General features: G+C 33.9%; 18 protein-coding genes, 1 tRNA gene and 1 other annotated feature. All 19 genes read left to right on the top strand.

Translation table 11 applies throughout. The annotated features are described in order from the left end of the window. On the top strand, positions 1 to 686 hold a 686-nt coding region (locus tag ACJDUG_RS17525), incomplete at its 5' end, for a DNA/RNA non-specific endonuclease (protein WP_406771160.1). A gap of 38 nt (positions 687 to 724) precedes the next feature. Further along, positions 725 to 2,596, top strand: a complete 1,872-nt coding sequence (locus tag ACJDUG_RS17520; protein WP_406771159.1) for a TIR domain-containing protein — start codon at positions 725 to 727, stop codon at positions 2,594 to 2,596. A 214-nt stretch (positions 2,597 to 2,810) separates the two neighbouring features. Further along, positions 2,811 to 3,008 (top strand): hypothetical protein, encoded by a 198-nt coding sequence (locus ACJDUG_RS17515; protein ID WP_406771158.1) that lies wholly within the window; start codon positions 2,811 to 2,813, stop codon positions 3,006 to 3,008. A 63-nt stretch (positions 3,009 to 3,071) separates the two neighbouring features. Continuing rightward, positions 3,072 to 4,301 carry an SPFH domain-containing protein gene (locus ACJDUG_RS17510; protein ID WP_406771157.1) on the top strand — a complete coding sequence of 410 codons (1,230 nt, stop codon included), beginning with the start codon at positions 3,072 to 3,074 and terminating at the stop codon, positions 4,299 to 4,301. A gap of 13 nt (positions 4,302 to 4,314) precedes the next feature. Next, positions 4,315 to 5,007: a hypothetical protein gene (locus tag ACJDUG_RS17505; protein ID WP_406771156.1), complete on the top strand. Its 693-nt coding sequence runs from the start codon at positions 4,315 to 4,317 to the stop codon at positions 5,005 to 5,007. A gap of 46 nt (positions 5,008 to 5,053) precedes the next feature. Further along, positions 5,054 to 5,701, top strand: coding sequence for a hypothetical protein (locus ACJDUG_RS17500; RefSeq protein ID WP_406771155.1), 648 nt, complete (start codon positions 5,054 to 5,056; stop codon positions 5,699 to 5,701). 96 nt (positions 5,702 to 5,797) lie between these two features. After that, the gene (locus ACJDUG_RS17495) at positions 5,798 to 6,022 is read left to right on the top strand and encodes a hypothetical protein (RefSeq protein ID WP_406771154.1); all 225 of its coding nucleotides are present in this window, start codon (positions 5,798 to 5,800) and stop codon (positions 6,020 to 6,022) included. 226 nt (positions 6,023 to 6,248) lie between these two features. Continuing rightward, the gene (locus ACJDUG_RS17490) at positions 6,249 to 6,731 is read left to right on the top strand and encodes a hypothetical protein (protein WP_406771153.1); all 483 of its coding nucleotides are present in this window, start codon (positions 6,249 to 6,251) and stop codon (positions 6,729 to 6,731) included. A gap of 14 nt (positions 6,732 to 6,745) precedes the next feature. Beyond that, complete coding sequence (locus ACJDUG_RS17485) at positions 6,746 to 6,907, top strand: hypothetical protein (RefSeq protein WP_406771152.1); 162 nt, start codon at positions 6,746 to 6,748, stop codon at positions 6,905 to 6,907. Positions 6,908 to 7,047: 140 nt separating this feature from the next. Further along, positions 7,048 to 7,359 (top strand): PqqD family protein, encoded by a 312-nt coding sequence (locus tag ACJDUG_RS17480; protein ID WP_406771151.1) that lies wholly within the window; start codon positions 7,048 to 7,050, stop codon positions 7,357 to 7,359. Beyond that, a complete protein-coding gene (locus tag ACJDUG_RS17475; RefSeq protein WP_406771150.1) occupies positions 7,346 to 8,485 on the top strand; it encodes a radical SAM protein in 1,140 nt (379 codons plus the stop codon). Before ACJDUG_RS17480 ends, ACJDUG_RS17475 begins: the two co-directional genes overlap by 14 nt. Next, positions 8,482 to 8,607 (top strand): hypothetical protein, encoded by a 126-nt coding sequence (locus ACJDUG_RS17470; protein ID WP_406771149.1) that lies wholly within the window; start codon positions 8,482 to 8,484, stop codon positions 8,605 to 8,607. Before ACJDUG_RS17475 ends, ACJDUG_RS17470 begins: the two co-directional genes overlap by 4 nt. A 258-nt stretch (positions 8,608 to 8,865) precedes the next feature. Beyond that, positions 8,866 to 9,186, top strand: a complete 321-nt coding sequence (locus ACJDUG_RS17465) for an MGMT family protein (RefSeq protein WP_406771148.1) — start codon at positions 8,866 to 8,868, stop codon at positions 9,184 to 9,186. A gap of 172 nt (positions 9,187 to 9,358) precedes the next feature. Further along, the gene (locus ACJDUG_RS17460) at positions 9,359 to 10,273 is read left to right on the top strand and encodes a DMT family transporter (protein ID WP_406771147.1); all 915 of its coding nucleotides are present in this window, start codon (positions 9,359 to 9,361) and stop codon (positions 10,271 to 10,273) included. 141 nt (positions 10,274 to 10,414) lie between these two features. Continuing rightward, the gene (locus ACJDUG_RS17455; protein WP_406771146.1) at positions 10,415 to 11,176 is read left to right on the top strand and encodes a DODA-type extradiol aromatic ring-opening family dioxygenase; all 762 of its coding nucleotides are present in this window, start codon (positions 10,415 to 10,417) and stop codon (positions 11,174 to 11,176) included. 57 nt (positions 11,177 to 11,233) lie between these two features. After that, positions 11,234 to 11,308: transfer RNA gene (locus tag ACJDUG_RS17450), tRNA-Asn, on the top strand. A 97-nt stretch (positions 11,309 to 11,405) separates the two neighbouring features. Continuing rightward, positions 11,406 to 12,155, top strand: a complete 750-nt coding sequence (locus tag ACJDUG_RS17445) for a TerC family protein (RefSeq protein ID WP_406771145.1) — start codon at positions 11,406 to 11,408, stop codon at positions 12,153 to 12,155. Positions 12,156 to 12,201: 46 nt separating this feature from the next. Next, positions 12,202 to 12,370: a binding site (T-box leader), on the top strand. 187 nt (positions 12,371 to 12,557) lie between these two features. Next, positions 12,558 to 13,949 (top strand): glycine--tRNA ligase, encoded by a 1,392-nt coding sequence (locus tag ACJDUG_RS17440; RefSeq protein WP_406771144.1) that lies wholly within the window; start codon positions 12,558 to 12,560, stop codon positions 13,947 to 13,949. Between the two features lie 564 nt (positions 13,950 to 14,513). Continuing rightward, complete coding sequence (gene murD, locus ACJDUG_RS17435) at positions 14,514 to 15,896, top strand: UDP-N-acetylmuramoyl-L-alanine--D-glutamate ligase (protein WP_406771143.1); 1,383 nt, start codon at positions 14,514 to 14,516, stop codon at positions 15,894 to 15,896. Positions 15,897 to 16,409: the final 513 nt, after the last annotated feature.

Raw genomic sequence — 16,409 nt, 5'->3', positions numbered from 1 at the left:
GCATTGTAGACACGTCCTTCCTTTTCTATATTTTATTATGTTCGGATTTCTGTGTCTACATTATTATACTAACACCAGGGACTTGGTTAACGGCGCTTGAATCTGAATCTTCGACCATTATGTTTGATGAGAAGATGAATGAAAAGGCACCATATCCATCAGAGGCTATGGAGGACCTAGAATTGTATAGCAAATACAGTAGCGGCGAATATAGATATAATGAAAATGAATATGGGAAAAGTGCCAATGGAATTTTAGAGCTTGAGGACAACCCTCAACGAAATTCTACAGCTCAACTTAGCGCAGGAGGTGAGTCACGACGTTTTGACGATGATGGTGGACATCTAATTGGAGTACGTTTTGGTGGTGAGATAGGACAGGAAAATTTAGAGGCGCAAAACAGAAACCTTAATCGAGGAACATACAAACAACTAGAAAACAGCTGGGCATCTTCGCTTAAAGATGGGAAGAAAATTTTTGCCAATATTGAAACTTATAAAAATGAAGGTTCTGATAGACCAGAAGCTTTTATGGGTTACGCTATTACAGAAAATGATGACGGCAGTCGAGATTTAGACACTTTTTCATTTCAAAACGAAAGTGCATCGACCCAGTCTGAATGGAATATAGAATTCAATGAAATAGTAGCTTCTTATGATAAATATATCGAAAATAAAACACAATAAATTCTTACTTTTTTAAAAAATATTTAGGAGGAAATTAAATGTACATCTGGGAATGCAAAATGTGTGGCGCACGAAATGAAGTTGAAGAGGGAAATAAATTTTTTACCTGTGATTCATGTGGGACATTGACAACATTGCCCAAAATTACAGACGAAAACAGAGTAAGGTTATTTAATAGAGCGAACTATTTCCGCCAAAAGGGAGAGTTTGACAAAGCAATTAGTGCATTTGATGGAATCATTCGTGAGGGTGGCGAGGATTCAGAGGCACAATGGGGTATGGTACTGGCTAAGTACGGCGTTGAGTATGTTGAAGATCCACATAGTGGAGAGCGTATACCAACCTGCCATCGTGTGCAGAATGAGTCTATATTAACCGACGAGGGATATTTGTTGACCCTTGACTATGCCGCAGACGAGTACACCAGAAGTCTATATGAAGCTGAGGCAAAGAAAATTGATAAGGTACAACAAGGTATTTTGGCCATTTCTAAGCTGGAGGAACCCTATGATGTTTTTATCTGCTATAAAGAAACCACCGGCGGTGGCTCTCGTACGCAGGATAGCGTTTTAGCACAAGATATTTATGACAAGCTAACAAAAGAGAATTTAAATGTGTTTTTCTCCCGTATTACTTTGGAAGAAAAGCTCGGACAACAATATGAACCTTACATATTTGCAGCACTCAATAGTGCAAAGGTTATGCTTGTAGTAACTACCGAAGCAGAGCATGTTAACTCTGTTTGGGTGAAAAACGAATGGAGCCGATTTATTGGCTTAATGCGTAAAAACAAAGAGAAGGTGCTTATCCCCTGCTATCAAAAAATGGATGCGTATGACTTGCCGGAAGAACTTTCTATGTATCAAGCACAGGATATGAATAAAATTGGATTCATACAAGATTTAGTTCGTGGCGTGAAAAAGGTATGTGAAAAACAAAAAAAGACCGATGCTCCCTCTTTCCACGGGAAAACAGCTGAAAACACGGCTGCTATGGTAGAAAGAGCGTTTATGTGCCTCCGTGACGGTGATTTCGGTAAAGCCGACCAACTGCTAGAGCAAGTACTAAATCTAGATCCACGCTCCGCTTATGCTTATTTAGGCAAGCTAATGGTGGAGAGAAAAGTTAACGTTGAAGAAAATCTACAAAATACAACGACCCTACTTGATACAAGCAAAAATTATGAGCACGCTATCGAATATGCTGATGAGCAATTAAGGCAAAGATTAATTGAGTATAACGAAAGTGTCTATGAATGGTGCTATGACGAAGCTAGCAAATTGGCTATCAGTAGTCTTAACTTTGAACTTTGTTGGAGTAACGCGATAGAAATTTTTTCTGCGCTTGGAAATTATAAAAATTCAGAGGATATGGCGAAATGGTTGATACAAAGACGAACAAAATATAGAAATATACTTTCAGAGAAAAGCAATGCTGAGGATGCTCTAAATCGAGTTAGTTCATCCATTAATACAATTACTACCGAGATAAGTTGTATTCAACAAAAAATAGATGATCTCAAGAAAAGCATTGAAGGTTCGCAAAAAGGAATTAAATTTCCAATTGGTCTGTCAGCAATGTTTATCGCCATATATTTATCAGCAGTAGCAATTGCATTTATAGTGAGTGAAAATGATCCTACCGGCAAGTGGGTTTTGCTTGGACTACTACTACTAATTATTATATTCGGTGGACCAATAATGGCTTTTCGATTCATATATCGCTGGTGTAAAAGATTTTTTGAAGCCAGAAAATTTATTAAAAAATGGAAGATCGAGCTTGAAGATTTTCAGAAACAGCTTGCAGGTTTAAAGAATAGATTGTACGAAGGGAATGAGTATAAGGAAAAAGAGCATGAAGCAATAAAAAATTTCATCACAGAAATAGATGAAATCACACGAAATCAGTAAAGAAAATAATTCTAAAATAGCGAATGTACTGTAAATTGTAAATCATATAACAACGATAGCGGTTCTCTTGTTTAAAATATATCGTAATGGTCTATAGTTTGCAAAGAAATGAGGAGGTAAAATGTATATCTAGGAATGCAAAATATGCATTATTCTCGCTCCAATTTTTTTTGGTGTGGCTGCTTATATATTATCGCTTGTTTTAGGTGGCATTTTGGGAATCTTGACAGGATCCTTTATAACAAATACTAAAGCCAAAAAGCTAGAAGAACACATAAATAATTTTGAAAAACACAAGCAAACAATTCCTGAGCAAATCTCAATAACGCAAAAGCAAATAGATGAAATGGAAGCCGTACTAATTGAAGATGAAAAATTACTTGAAGAATGTGCTGCAGAGCTAAACGCTTAATTAGAGAAAGTAAATAATTATAAAGAGAAAAGAGAAATTTTATAAAAGGGAAGAGGAAATATTATGGCAAATATAGCAAAAGTTATTAAATACGAGGGCGACAATAGTACATTTATCTGGAAACATAACTGCGAGGATTTCAATAATTATTCGCAGTTAATTGTACATGAATCACAGGAAGCAATTTTATTCCGTAATGGACAAGCTTTAGATTTGTTTGGACCGGGTCGACATACGTTAGAGTCGCAAAATATTCCGATCTTAGGCAGACTTATAAACAAGGTCTCCAACGACGAAACACCGTTCCATTGCGAAATCTATTTCGTTAATATGGTGGAGCAAATGTCCTTAAAATGGGGAACCGATAGTAAGGTTCAATATATGGAACCTGCATATAAATTTCCTATTTCTATTGGAGCATCAGGCGAAATGAGTGTATGCGTGGATGACTCAAGAAAATTGCTATTAAAGCTTGTTGGCACTGAAAAAGAATTGTCACAGAGCAAGATAATAAACATATTTCGTGCGTTCTTGATGACAAGAGTAAAAACCTATATGGCAACGGTTCTTACACAAAGCGCTATAAGCATATTTGAGATAGACATGTATCTCGAACAGTTTTCCGAACAATTAAAAGTGAAATTAGAGAAAGACTTTAGGGACTATGGTCTAAAATTGAATCAATTCTTAGTTACTACTGTAAGTCGTCCTGATGGTGAACTTCAATATGAAAAACTTAAAGAACTCCATTTCCGCAAGTATGCAGATATTACAGATGCGCAAATTCGCCAACAGAAAGAGCTCATTGACCAACAGACACGCTCTATGAAGATGCAAATGGAGGCAGAGGCGTTGGCTAACAAACGAAAAACTGAGGGTTATGATTATCAGACCGAACGGGCCTATAATGCGGTTGAAAGATTAGCAAAAAATGAGGGCGTTGGAAATTTTTCGAATGCAGGATTGGGCTTAGGTATGATGGGTGGCATTGGAGTAGGTGTTGGTCAGGGTGTTGCTGGGCTTGCGGCAAATGCACTTAACCCTGTATTTGGTGCTATTTCTTCCTCACCTACCACTCCCACCGTGCCAGAAGTGCAAATGCCACCAACATTACAACTAAGAGAAGATACTATTCAAGAACCTGTATCATCTCAAGAAATTTCAAAAGCAAACTCTATGACTGCGTTTAAAGAGAAAATTGATATGCTGAATATGATGAAGGATAGCGGACTTATGTCTGCTGAAGAATTTGAAGCTGAACGCCAACAACTCATGAAAATGATTCGAGGATAAGGAGGACAATTTTATGAATAAAAAAACAATTAAAATATGGAGCTTAGCTATAACGGCTATTATCGGGGTGGTATATACCGTCATTACTATACTTTCGACCAATTGGAAAACACCAACCTTTTGGGTGGCACTATCGTTTACTTGGATTTCATTAATTGTACATGCTGTAATAGATCAAATTATATGCAAAAAAGGTAACGAGCGTCGAGAACTATTTTTGGGTTTTGGGGCAATTCAATTAGGTGTAACTTATGTTTTTATACAGCTTATTATTGGAACAATTATTATGTTGTTACCTATTTTTACAGTAACTGTTGCATTTTGTATTCAATTATTGCTACTTGCGATATATACAATTTTAATCAGCTCTACATTAGTAACAAAAGGGGTTATTTCAAATACGGATGTAAAAACGGCAGAAAAGGTATTTTACATCAAATCTCTTGGAGTAGATGTTGAGGGTATGATAAGCTCTGCTACAGATAACAGTGTCACAAAGGCACTTTCTGAACTAAAGGATACCATTCGTTATAGTGACCCAATGAGCCATGCTTCACTTGGCGCTTTGGAAAATAAAATTGAAATAAAAATGGCGCAACTTGCTGATGGAATGCAGAGCAATTCTCCTAAAGAGAACATGGCACTTATCAATGAAATTCAGAGCTTAATTGCGGATAGAAACCGTAAGTGTAAAATTTTAAAGTAGGGAGAGTGTGTAATTATGGCTGCATTATTAAGAGGTGATTATGAAAATGGATACATACGATCTGTCTGATGGGAGAGTTATTGGGTGTAGTGTGTTAGAAATAACTACGTTTTTAACAAGACGCTCACAAGATCCTACAAGCAGAGACCCGTTATTGATAAATAGTGAAGCGTTTATACAACTCCTGAGGGAACTACATAAACTTTGCTCTGGCAGTAGCGCTATGGTGGAGCTTCTTTGGGTTCCTCAGAAAGTTGAAAATCAATTATTTCGATCAAAAATTAGGCTATTTTTTGTCTTACGAGCAATTGAATCCAATAAGGAATTAGCAATTTCAAGAATTGAATTAATCCAAAGAGCAATAGAAGCTGCCTTAACTTCCAAAAAATTTGTAACAGAGCTTAGACCTCTCAATGACATTAATTTTATTGAGCTACTTTCCTCAATAAAATCAGAAAGCTTATTTAGTATTGCAAAATCGGAACACATAGATGCACACAGTGGCTCTGCTTATCCATATTACTATTGTAATATTATTCCAAGCGATAATTACGACAACTTTGATTCGCTTTTGACACTACTAAGCCAATACGATGAATGTTGTGTTGCGTTTCAACTATTTTCAACGTCATTAACTGCTGAAGAAAATTATTACATTAGCGAGTCAACCGCCGAACTGAATAAAATTACTTAAATATACATTATTTTGATACATACTGAAACTTCTATCGATCGGGCACTGGAGAGGCTGAAATGCCGCTGGTATTCGAACGCGCTATGAGATTAGCCGATGGAGAACCTAAGGCAAAGATTCAGATTTTTTTTAGATAACAAAGTGCAGCATTACAAGGTAAAAACCGATGCCAGGTTGGATCGTAAACGTGTGGATGAGATAGCAGCGGTGACAGTAGATGCGGCTAAAGATCCATATGAACGATTTGGCATTAGACTAATAGGTTATATGTTGCTGGAAGCCTTTAATTATCAAATAAAGTGGTTAAAAAAGGAAATGTAGAGGCACATTTGATTTTAGGTTGGTTTTATGAATAGTATCGCAGGATTTTGACACAGCGCATAAATATATGCAGCTTGCAGCAGACAATGCTAATGAAGTTGCGGCAGATCATTTTCAAATGTACAGAAAAAAAGTATCTATGAAACATATTATATTCCATAAGTCATAATGAAGAAATTAGTGAATACGCTTTAATATATATAAAATATCCAAGGAGGAACAAACAATGATTAAAGACACAGAACTCAGAGAGTTCAGACCAACAGTTAGGTATCAGAACGGTGAAGGTATTACAATCCAGACAGTTCAGGAGGCTATTAAGGATTGTTCAATGAAAATGGGAATCCCAGTAGCATTCACACGAGATCAGGTAAAGTCGGGAGGATTATTTAATTCTAGTACAGAGGATTGTCTTGTAATGTATCATCCTGAGCATGAAAGAGATTATTTCAGATTCTGTATTAGAGTTAAGAGACAGGGGGTATACGCTTTTGTTTCTATCAATGATTTTGGTCAAAGTAAGCAGATGAACAAGGCAAATACAACAGAATTTTTGAAGCAGGATAGAGCTGGCAAGGATGTGTCCTACAAGATTGGTTCTATGATTGGACAGGGTTTAAGAACTTTAGGCAGTAGTAAGACAAAGTTGGAAGATGAGAAAAACTACTATCATTGTATCTTTGACATCTTTGATGAAATCGTATCATAAGGTGGTGTGTACGTATGTCGCGCTCATTATCTCGTAGCGAAGCCTATGAAGTTTTAAAAAGAATTGAGGAGGCTAGCAATGATCGAAGGAAATTGGAAGCTATCCGTGAAATTCTAGAACAGTATAATGATGATGATCCAGAAGTAAAAGAATTAATTCTTAAATTGAGAAGATGATTTGTTTAGATTATGTTGTGGGAGGAACTGGAAACACAATTCGGTTCCTCTTTTAAGAGGTATAGTTTATGAAGGCAAGCGATAAGATTATATCTGGCGCATATATGAGATGATTTGGATATGTTGGTTGAATACAATGTTTGGGATGTGGGATTGTTTTGATAAAAAAATCTGAAAATATAGTCAAGAGAATGATACATGGAAGCTACTTTTTAGTGGATATAAAGCAGAACTATTTGGATGAAAAATGTAAGATATATGAACTTAATGATATTGGTGAATTTATATGGAATCAACTTGATAAAACAAATAATCTGAAGGGCATAGTTAATTTCTTAATGAAAGCAATCGAAAGTGACATTGACAGAAAGTTACTTGAAAGTGATGTGGCTGATTTTGTAGAATTATTAGAACAAGAGCATTTTGTGGAGGTATATGATGGAGGAAATTGATGAAAGATTACATATGCAGTTGCTTAATTTTGATGATGATAAGCGGAAAGAATGGATAGCTAATAGAAAACCATTTTCAGTTTTGTTTGAGATTACAGCAAAATGCAATATGAATTGTATTCATTGTTATCTACAGCATGTCCATGCAGCAAAAGAAATGTCTTTTGAGAAAATTATTGAAATTATAGATATTCTATATGAAAAAGGTATCTTGTTTTTGACGCTTACTGGCGGTGAAATTCTAACTAGAAAAGATTTCCTACAAATATATATATATGCCAAGAAAAAAGGTTTTTTAGTAGAGCTTTTCACAAATGGTTATCTATTCAATGAAGATATAATAAATGCATTGGCGGAATACCCACCATTATTAGTTGATATATCATTATATGGTGCAAATGAAGAAACTTATAAGAAAGTAACAGGAATATCCGATGCATTTTCTAAAGTTATTGAAAATTGCAAAAGGTTAAAAGAAGCTAATGTGCGAGTGTCTCTCAAGTCGCCAATAATAGATTTGACTTTACCTGAGCTAAATGAAATGAAAAAATTGGCAGAAACTTTGGGAATACCGTTTGTTTATACTTTTGAAATCTGTAGTACAATAGATAAAGATACAAGACCTAAAAATCATCTAGTAGATATGGCGGAAATACTTCGTCATGAGTTTGCAAATTATTATGAGCAAATTAAAAATGGAACAAGAAATGATATATTGAATTATGAAGAAGTAATTGGTACCTTGAAGAATAATAAGATGGTATATTCTTGTAATGTTGCAGTTAATAGCTTCGTAATTGACTTTCAGGGAAATATGTGCCCCTGTATGAAATTGCGCCATTGTGGAATTAAATTGTCTAGTTCAAATTATGATAACATTTGGGCTGATTTTGATAAATATAATAAACAAGTTGCGACGGATAAATATAAGTGCAAAGGGTGTGATGCACAATATTATTGTGATATTTGTCCTGCAGATATGGATCTGTTATTTGGAAATCCAGAATACAGAGCTGATGATGCTTGTAAATGTGCTTTAATTAGAAAGGCATTTTATGAGAAAGAAATATCATTAGAACAAGCTCTTGAAAGAGCAAACACTAAAAAAAGGGAGGTATATACATGAGCTACAAGAAACCTGAAATTAAAAAAATTGAAGTGTCTATTAAAGTTAATTCAGACGCAAGTGATCGTTCTTCTTGTGAAGGCGGACACTGTGTAAAAGCTCGTTATGGCCAAGATCACTAGTCGTTAATAATGAGTACCAATGGTTGCGCTTGTTCTGAATCTACAGAGTAAGCGCAATTCTATTTGCTGAACTGTAACCGTCAAATAATGAAACCCGTAGATATACTAAATAATATAACAAAGATATGTTAGTTAAAACTGATGTACCTTTTTTTATCCCTTCATTTTATTAAAGTAATAATTTATAATATTAGCAGTAAATTATAAAGAAATATGTAAATTTAGCTTAGGACATACTTTTTAAGGAAAGGGGAAAAAATGAAGGATTTTTTTCAGCGTGTTTATATAATTGTATTTAAGATTCCTGAGGGAAAGGTAGCAACCTATGGACAAATAGCAAAGCTTATAGGTGAACCAAGATCTGCAAGAATAGTGGGATGGGCTATGAAAGCAGCACCTAATGAACTTCATCTGCCCTGCCATAGGGTGGTAAATAGATTAGGAGAGATGGCTCCAGAATATGCCTTTGGCTCAAAACAGCTGCAAAGAGATATACTTAAAGCAGAGGGAATAACCTTTAAAAAAGATGGATCCATTGACTTAAAAAAACACCTTTGGAATCCAAAAGAAACACTCTAAAATTTATAATTATGAGTAAGCCCCAGTTTTGCAATAATAAGCAATTAATAAAAAGACAATCACCGCAAGGCCCTGGGGTTCTCAAATTCATTAATTGCTGATACAATATATTGTGAGGGGAACAACAATTAATAATTGTTGTGTATAACTAGGAATACAGGGGGAAATAGAAATGAAAAAACAAGAAGTTGAATCCAGTCTTTTACTTTTACTAGCTGCGGCAATTTGGGGATTTGCTTTTGTAGCCCAGAGAATCGGTTCAAAATATGTAGGTTCATTTATGTTTAATGGCGTAAGATTTGCCTTAGGCAGCCTTTCTTTAGTCCCACTATTATTAGTGTCCTTAAAAAAGGAAAAAAGCAAGGCTCTATCGGAAGAGGAAGCTGTTTCAACAAGCCCTTGGAAATCCGGTGTTATACTCGGATGCGTAATTTTCCTTGCAGCATCACTTCAGCAAATAGGTCTGGTTGAAACTTCTGCTGGAAAAGCAGCCTTTATAACTGGCTTTTATATTGTGCTTGTTCCTGTTTTTGGAATATTTTTAAAACATAATATACATAAAGCTACCTGGGTTGGAGTTATACTAGCTATTATTGGATTATATTTTTTAAGCGTCACAGAAGGTTTCACAATTGCAATGTCAGATATATACGAGCTTATAGGAGCCTTTCTATGGGCCATTCACATATTGCTAATAGACAATTTTACGAAAAAAGTAGATGCATTAAAATTATCTTTTGTACAGTTTCTAACTTGTTCCATATTAAGTTTAATTGCAGCCTTTATATTCGAGAAAAACACTTTGATTGGATTATCCCAAGCAGTTATTCCAATACTTTATGGTGGAATTTGCTCTGTTGGAATTGCATATACTTTGCAGGTAGTAGGGCAGAAAAATGCTAAACCATCACATGCAGCCATCGTTTTAAGTATGGAATCTGTATTTGCAGCTATAGGTGGATTAATTATACTTCACGAAAATTTAGGCGCAAGAGGTTATATTGGCTGCGGATTAATGTTCGCAGGAGTAATTTTATCGCAATATGGAAGCTTTCCAAAGCAGGAAAAAGCATCGCTCAGTAATTAGCGATTGTTTAGGGGTTGAGGCAAAAACATTTTGCCTCAACCCCTAAATTTTTACAACTATTACTTGACAAGATAGAATTCAATATTGTATCATAGTTACACAAAGTAAGTAAGTTGAATTTGATAATAAGGAGGCTTTATTATGTCACTATTTGTTTGTCATGGTGGACCAACTCTTGCAATAGAAGAAAATGATTATACTAATTTTTTAAAGGATTTAGCAAAGGGCATAAAGCCTAAGGCTATTGTAATATTTACAGCACACTTTGAGAGTGAAATAACTACAATATCATCAATAGAAAATACCTATGATATGATTTATGACTTTTATGGATTTCCAGAGGAGCTATATTCAATAAAATACAATGCAAAAGGCTCACCTGAAATTGCTAATAAAATAAAAAGTTTGTTAGAAGTGAAGGGTATAAGAAGTGAACTTGATAAGACTAGAGGATTAGACCATGGAAGCTGGGATATACTTAAAATAATGTATCCAGAAGCTAATATTCCCGTAGTTCAAGTTTCTGTAAATCCATTTTTACCTATGGAAAAGCAGTATGAAATAGGAAAAGCATTAAGGGAACTTGAAAAAGAAAATATATTAGTAATAGGAAGCGGGTCTACGGTCCATAATTTAAGAACAGTGGATTGGTATGCAAAAGAAACTAAAAGTTGGGCAATAGAATTTGATAATTGGCTTATAGAAAATGTTGAACAAAATAATTTAAAAAACTTGTTTAATTATCAAGAATTAGCCCCTAATGCAAAAATGGCTGTACCAAGAGAAGAACACATAGCTCCAATGTTTATAGCTATGGGAAGCGGTCAAGAAGGGAAACTTCCAAAACTTCTTCATAGAAGCTATGCTTATGGTACTTTAAGTTACATTTGTTTTGAATTTTAATTAAAAAGCTCTTGAAATTTTAACATTATGTGCTATAATAACTAATGTAATAAACGTTCCATGGTAGCTCAATGGCGGAGCATTCGGCTGTTAACCGAAGGGTTGGAGGTTCGAGCCCTCTCCATGGAGCCATATTTATTAGTATAATATTTTAATTTATAAATAAAATAAAGGCAGTGTCTTAAATGACATTGCTTTTTTGTACATAAAACTAATGAGGAGTGTAATAATGGATAATATATGGCTAATACTATTTTCTATTCTTCAAATTACTATAATGGATATTACTCTCTCTGGAGATAATGTAAGTGTAATTGCTTTAGCAATAAGAAATTTACCAAAGAAGCAGGCTAAAATTGCAAGCTTAATTGGTGTTGCAGGAGCAGTACTTCTTAGAATTATATTTACATGTATTATTTCGCTGATTATGTCAATAGAATGGCTGCCAATAAAGCTAATTGGAGGAATATTACTTATAAAAATAACATGGGATTTATTAAATATGGAGGATGTTTCGGAAGGTAGTGGAATTAATGCTAGTAAAAGTTTGTGGAAAGCTGTATCAAATATAATAATAGCAGATTTAAGTATGGGCTTAGATAATGTTCTGGCTATAGCCGGTGCAGCCAAAGGCAATATATGGCTCATAATCTTTGGACTATCTCTTAGCATACCTATTATTTTTTTTGGAGCTAAATTTGTAGCTAACCTAATGAAAAAGTATGGGATAATAGTATATATTGGAGCAAGTATTCTCATATATACTGCCATAAATATGGTTACTGGCGATAATCTAGTTTCTAAATATATACCTGATTTAATTTCTCAAATAATAGCTTTAATGTTCGGCGCAGCAGTCATAGTCTATGGTGTAATAAAAATAAGAAAAGAAAGATATAAAACAAAAAATATAGGAAGAAAAGATATATTTGACAATATGAAGGACTTTGGAAATAAAAACCCAAAAGAAACATTATAGCATTGACAATATTAAGTAATAGGTTATAATTAAGAATATAATTTTATATATCATGATGAGAAAGAAGAGTAATATTAGAATTTTTATAGAGAGGCTGCGGTGGTGTAAGCAGCTAAAGACCTAATATGAAGGGAACTTTTGAATGATTTAAATGTGAAAGCAGGGCATTTGCCAACAAGGGTGGAACCGCGGAAGAAAATTCTTTCGTCCCTTATGGTAAGTAGTCCTTTTTTAATTGGAATAATATAAACGAGTAGTCTTAAACTACTCAGTGTGACCACTAAAAGGAGGTAAAAGTCCTAAATGGGCTTCTACGGGTAGTCTGCCGATTAATAATCGGCAAGTTAGACTACACCGTGCTGACTAGACTAATTAGTAATAATGAAAAGGAGGAAAAGATAAATGGCTGTTGAAAAGACTATGGATAAAATAGTAGCACTTGCAAAAGGAAGGGGCTTTGTATTTGCCGGATCAGAAATATATGGTGGACTTGCAAATGCTTGGGACTTTGGACCCTTAGGTGTAGAATTTAAGAACAATGTTAAAAAAGCATGGTGGAAAAAATTTGTGCAAGAAAGTCCTTATAATGTAGGGGTGGACTGCGCCATACTAATGAACAGTGAAGTGTGGGTTGCATCAGGACATGTAGGTGGCTTTTCTGATCCTTTAATGGATTGCAAGGAATGTAAGGCTAGATTTAGAGCTGATAAGCTAGTTGAGGATCATATGACTGAAAATGGAGCTGAAGCAGCTAGTGCTGATGGATGGACAAATGAGCAGCTTAAAGCTTATTTAGAAGAGCACAATATTGTTTGTCCTAAGTGTGGCAAGAAAAACTTTACTGATATAAGAAAGTTTAATCTAATGTTTAAAACCTTTATGGGTATAACAGAGGATTCTAAAAATGAAATTTATCTAAGACCTGAAACTGCACAAGGAATATTTGTAAACTTTAGAAATGTTCAAAGGACTTCTAGAAAGAAGGTTCCTTTTGGAATTGCTCAAATAGGTAAATCCTTTAGAAATGAAATTACTCCAGGTAATTTTATTTTTAGAACAAGAGAATTTGAACAGATGGAACTTGAATTTTTCTGTAAGCCTGGAACTGATTTAGAGTGGTTTAATTATTGGAGAGAGTATTGCTTTAATTTTCTTTTAAATCTTGGAATGAATAAGGAGACTTTAAGAATTAGAGATCATGCTAAGGAAGAATTGTCTTTCTACAGTAATGCAACCTCTGATATTGAGTTTTTATTCCCATTTGGCTGGGGTGAATTATGGGGTGTTGCTGATAGAACAGATTATGATTTAAATAAGCACGCTGAGCATTCAGGCCAGGAGTTAAGCTATCTTGATCCAATTACTAACGAAAAATATGTTCCATATTGTATAGAACCTTCTCTAGGCGCTGATAGAGTAACTTTAGCTTTTCTATGCAATGCCTATGATGAAGAAACTCTTGAAGACGGAGATGTTAGAACAGTACTTCATTTTCACCCTGCACTAGCACCATTTAAGGCAGCTATCCTACCGTTAAGCAAAAAGCTATCAGAAAAGTCTAATGAAGTTTATGATAGACTTAGAAAGAAATTTAATGTTGACTATGATGAAGCAGGAAGCATAGGTAAGAGATACAGAAGACAGGACGAAATAGGAACGCCATACTGTATAACTATAGATTTCGACACCTTAGAAAATAATACTGTTACAGTGAGAGATAGAGATACAATGCAGCAGATTAGATTAAACATTGATGAACTAGATAATTTTATTGAAGAAAAATTAGAGTTTTAGGAAAAAACTGCAGGTGAATTCACCTGCAGTTTTTTGTAAAAAAAGATACCGAACATGGGGGTGTCCGGTATCAAGTGGGGTTTATCATGGGGATATATTATATTTATTAAAATATGGGGAATTATATTAATGTTTCCTTACGGCACAATATTAGTATAGCATAAATATTTTACACTTTACAATAGTAAAATTAAAAGTTTTTATATTAAATATATTCGAACAATTTCGACATATTTTGAAGTGTTATAAAAACAGAACTGAAAAAATCTAATTTAGCAATATTGCCTATGCATCATAGTGGAAAAATAATGGATTAAGAGAATTTGTTGAAATTTGTCGCTCTTTCTATTAGTATAGCACATTTGATTTTTTATAAGAAATTGTACTAGCTTATTTGTAGTATGTGTAGTAATTTATGTTAATAAAATATAAATTATTTTTTTTATTATATCTCTGTCAAAGGTATAGCTATATCAATAAAAGTGGTATAATCTGAATGTATAAGTAAATTAATTGTTATTTTAAGCAAGTAGATCCATACAAGTAATAGATGGAGGAAATTTAATGAAAAGAGATTTTTGTGAATTTAAGGAATTTATTAAAGATAAAGAAACAGCCGTTGTTGGTATTGGAGTAAGTAACATACCATTAATCAGATTTTTACTTAAGCTGGGCGCTAAAGTAAGTGCCTTTGATAAGAAAGGTGAAGAAGAGTTAGGTGAAATAGTAGAAGAGTTTAAGGAAAAAGGCGTGAAATTAATCTTAGGTGAAAATTACCTAGAGAATTTAAATGGATATGAGGTTATTTTTAAAACTCCTTCCATGAGGATTGATGCACCTTATTTTAAAAGAGCTCAAGAAATCGGGGCATATATAACCTCTGAGATGGAGGAATTTGTAAGATATTGTCCTGCAAAGATATATGGAGTAACTGGCAGCGATGGAAAGACTACAACAACTACTTTAATTTATAATATTTTAAAGGAAGAAGGATATAAAACTTGGGTTGGAGGCAATATAGGAACGCCGCTATTTTCAAGAATAGAAGAAATCAATCCTAAGGATAAAGTAGTTTTGGAATTATCAAGCTTTCAGCTAATGACTATGAATGTTTCACCAGAAGTAAGTATAGTAACAAATTTAAGTCCAAATCATTTAGATATGCATAAGGATATGCAGGAATATATTGATGCTAAAAAGAATATTTACTTATTTCAAGATAAGAAGGATGTTTTAATAGTCAATGCAGATAACGAAATTACTAACTCTATGGCAGCTGAGGCTAAAGGAAGTATCTTAAAATTTAGTGTTAAAGAAGCAATTAAACAAGGATCCTACTATAAGGATGGAATTTTATATCTATCTGGTATAGAGGTATGTAAAGCAGATGACATTGTAATTAAAGGTATGCATAATGTTGAAAATTATTTAGCGGCATTTTGTGCCTTAAAAGAAGATGTTAGTATAGAAACTATGAAAAAAGTAGCCATGACTTTTAAAGGCGTTGAGCATAGAATAGAATTCGTAAAAGAAATAAATGGGGTAAAGTATTATAATAGCTCCATTGCCTCCAGTCCTTCAAGAACACTTGCAGATATAAAGGTATTTGGGAAACCTATAATATTAATAGCCGGCGGCTATGACAAACATATACCATTTGAACCTTTAGCTGAAGAGGGATTCCCTTATATTAAAAAATTAGTTTTGCTGGGCGCTACAAAGGATAAAATAAAGGCTGCCTTTGAAAAGGTAAAGATAGCAAAAGAGCTTAAGCTTCCTATAATTATGGCAGACACCTTCGAAGATGCAGTAAACAAAGCTAAGGATGAGGCAGAGGTAAATGATGTAGTTTTACTTGCACCAGCATGTGCAAGCTTTGATATGTTTGTAAACTTTGAAGTAAGAGGTAATAGATTCAAAGAAATAGTAATGAGCTTTTCAGAATAAAAATTAACTATGATAAAAAACTTTCTAGCTAATGAAATGCTTCCTGTCAAGTAGACCATGGAGTGCAGCATAGCTCAGAAGGTTTTTTATTTAAATAATATTAATAGGTTTTCAATTTTCAGATATTCCTATTATACTATTCCTGGCGTATCAATATATGAAATACAAAGGGATATTTAGATTTATTGAGTAAAGTAAGTATAATTTAAATTATCATTACTATTTTAAGTAATTTAACCTGTGATATATGATATTATAAATAACGTCGCTGATGCAAAGCGGCAAACAAACTTAAGTTTTCTTTTAAAGCTAACAAGGTAATGAATAAATTACCTATAAAAAAGTGTTGACAGAGAAAAAACTAAGTGATAAGATATAAAAGCTGTCAGACGACGGCAAAACAAATTGGTCTTTGAAAATTAAACAGATATATAAAAAGGTAAAAAACCAGCAATTCTTTTATTTAATTAAAGTAAGCGATGAGCTTAAGAATTCAAACTTTTAAATTGAGAG

The sequence above is a fragment of the Candidatus Clostridium stratigraminis genome, from assembly GCF_045310675.1.
Classification (GTDB): Bacteria; Bacillota; Clostridia; order Clostridiales; family Clostridiaceae; genus Clostridium_AT; species Clostridium_AT stratigraminis.
The sequence above is the reverse complement of the archived record's forward strand: the minus strand, read 5'-3'. Positions and strand labels throughout refer to the sequence as shown.

What these genes read in the sequence shown, in the direction of transcription:
- ACJDUG_RS17520 (WP_406771159.1), top strand. Translation starts at nt 725, where the DNA reads ATGTACATCTGGGAATGCAAAATGTGTGGCGCACGAAATGAAGTTGAA.
- ACJDUG_RS17510 (WP_406771157.1), top strand. Translation starts at nt 3,072, where the DNA reads ATGGCAAATATAGCAAAAGTTATTAAATACGAGGGCGACAATAGTACA.
- ACJDUG_RS17505 (WP_406771156.1), top strand. Translation starts at nt 4,315, where the DNA reads ATGAATAAAAAAACAATTAAAATATGGAGCTTAGCTATAACGGCTATT.
- ACJDUG_RS17500 (WP_406771155.1), top strand. Translation starts at nt 5,054, where the DNA reads ATGGATACATACGATCTGTCTGATGGGAGAGTTATTGGGTGTAGTGTG.
- ACJDUG_RS17495 (WP_406771154.1), top strand. Translation starts at nt 5,798, where the DNA reads ATGGAGAACCTAAGGCAAAGATTCAGATTTTTTTTAGATAACAAAGTG.
- ACJDUG_RS17490 (WP_406771153.1), top strand. Translation starts at nt 6,249, where the DNA reads ATGATTAAAGACACAGAACTCAGAGAGTTCAGACCAACAGTTAGGTAT.
- ACJDUG_RS17485 (WP_406771152.1), top strand. Translation starts at nt 6,746, where the DNA reads ATGTCGCGCTCATTATCTCGTAGCGAAGCCTATGAAGTTTTAAAAAGA.
- ACJDUG_RS17475 (WP_406771150.1), top strand. Translation starts at nt 7,346, where the DNA reads ATGGAGGAAATTGATGAAAGATTACATATGCAGTTGCTTAATTTTGAT.
- ACJDUG_RS17470 (WP_406771149.1), top strand. Translation starts at nt 8,482, where the DNA reads ATGAGCTACAAGAAACCTGAAATTAAAAAAATTGAAGTGTCTATTAAA.
- ACJDUG_RS17465 (WP_406771148.1), top strand. Translation starts at nt 8,866, where the DNA reads ATGAAGGATTTTTTTCAGCGTGTTTATATAATTGTATTTAAGATTCCT.
- ACJDUG_RS17460 (WP_406771147.1), top strand. Translation starts at nt 9,359, where the DNA reads ATGAAAAAACAAGAAGTTGAATCCAGTCTTTTACTTTTACTAGCTGCG.
- ACJDUG_RS17455 (WP_406771146.1), top strand. Translation starts at nt 10,415, where the DNA reads ATGTCACTATTTGTTTGTCATGGTGGACCAACTCTTGCAATAGAAGAA.
- ACJDUG_RS17445 (WP_406771145.1), top strand. Translation starts at nt 11,406, where the DNA reads ATGGATAATATATGGCTAATACTATTTTCTATTCTTCAAATTACTATA.
- ACJDUG_RS17440 (WP_406771144.1), top strand. Translation starts at nt 12,558, where the DNA reads ATGGCTGTTGAAAAGACTATGGATAAAATAGTAGCACTTGCAAAAGGA.
- murD (WP_406771143.1), top strand. Translation starts at nt 14,514, where the DNA reads ATGAAAAGAGATTTTTGTGAATTTAAGGAATTTATTAAAGATAAAGAA.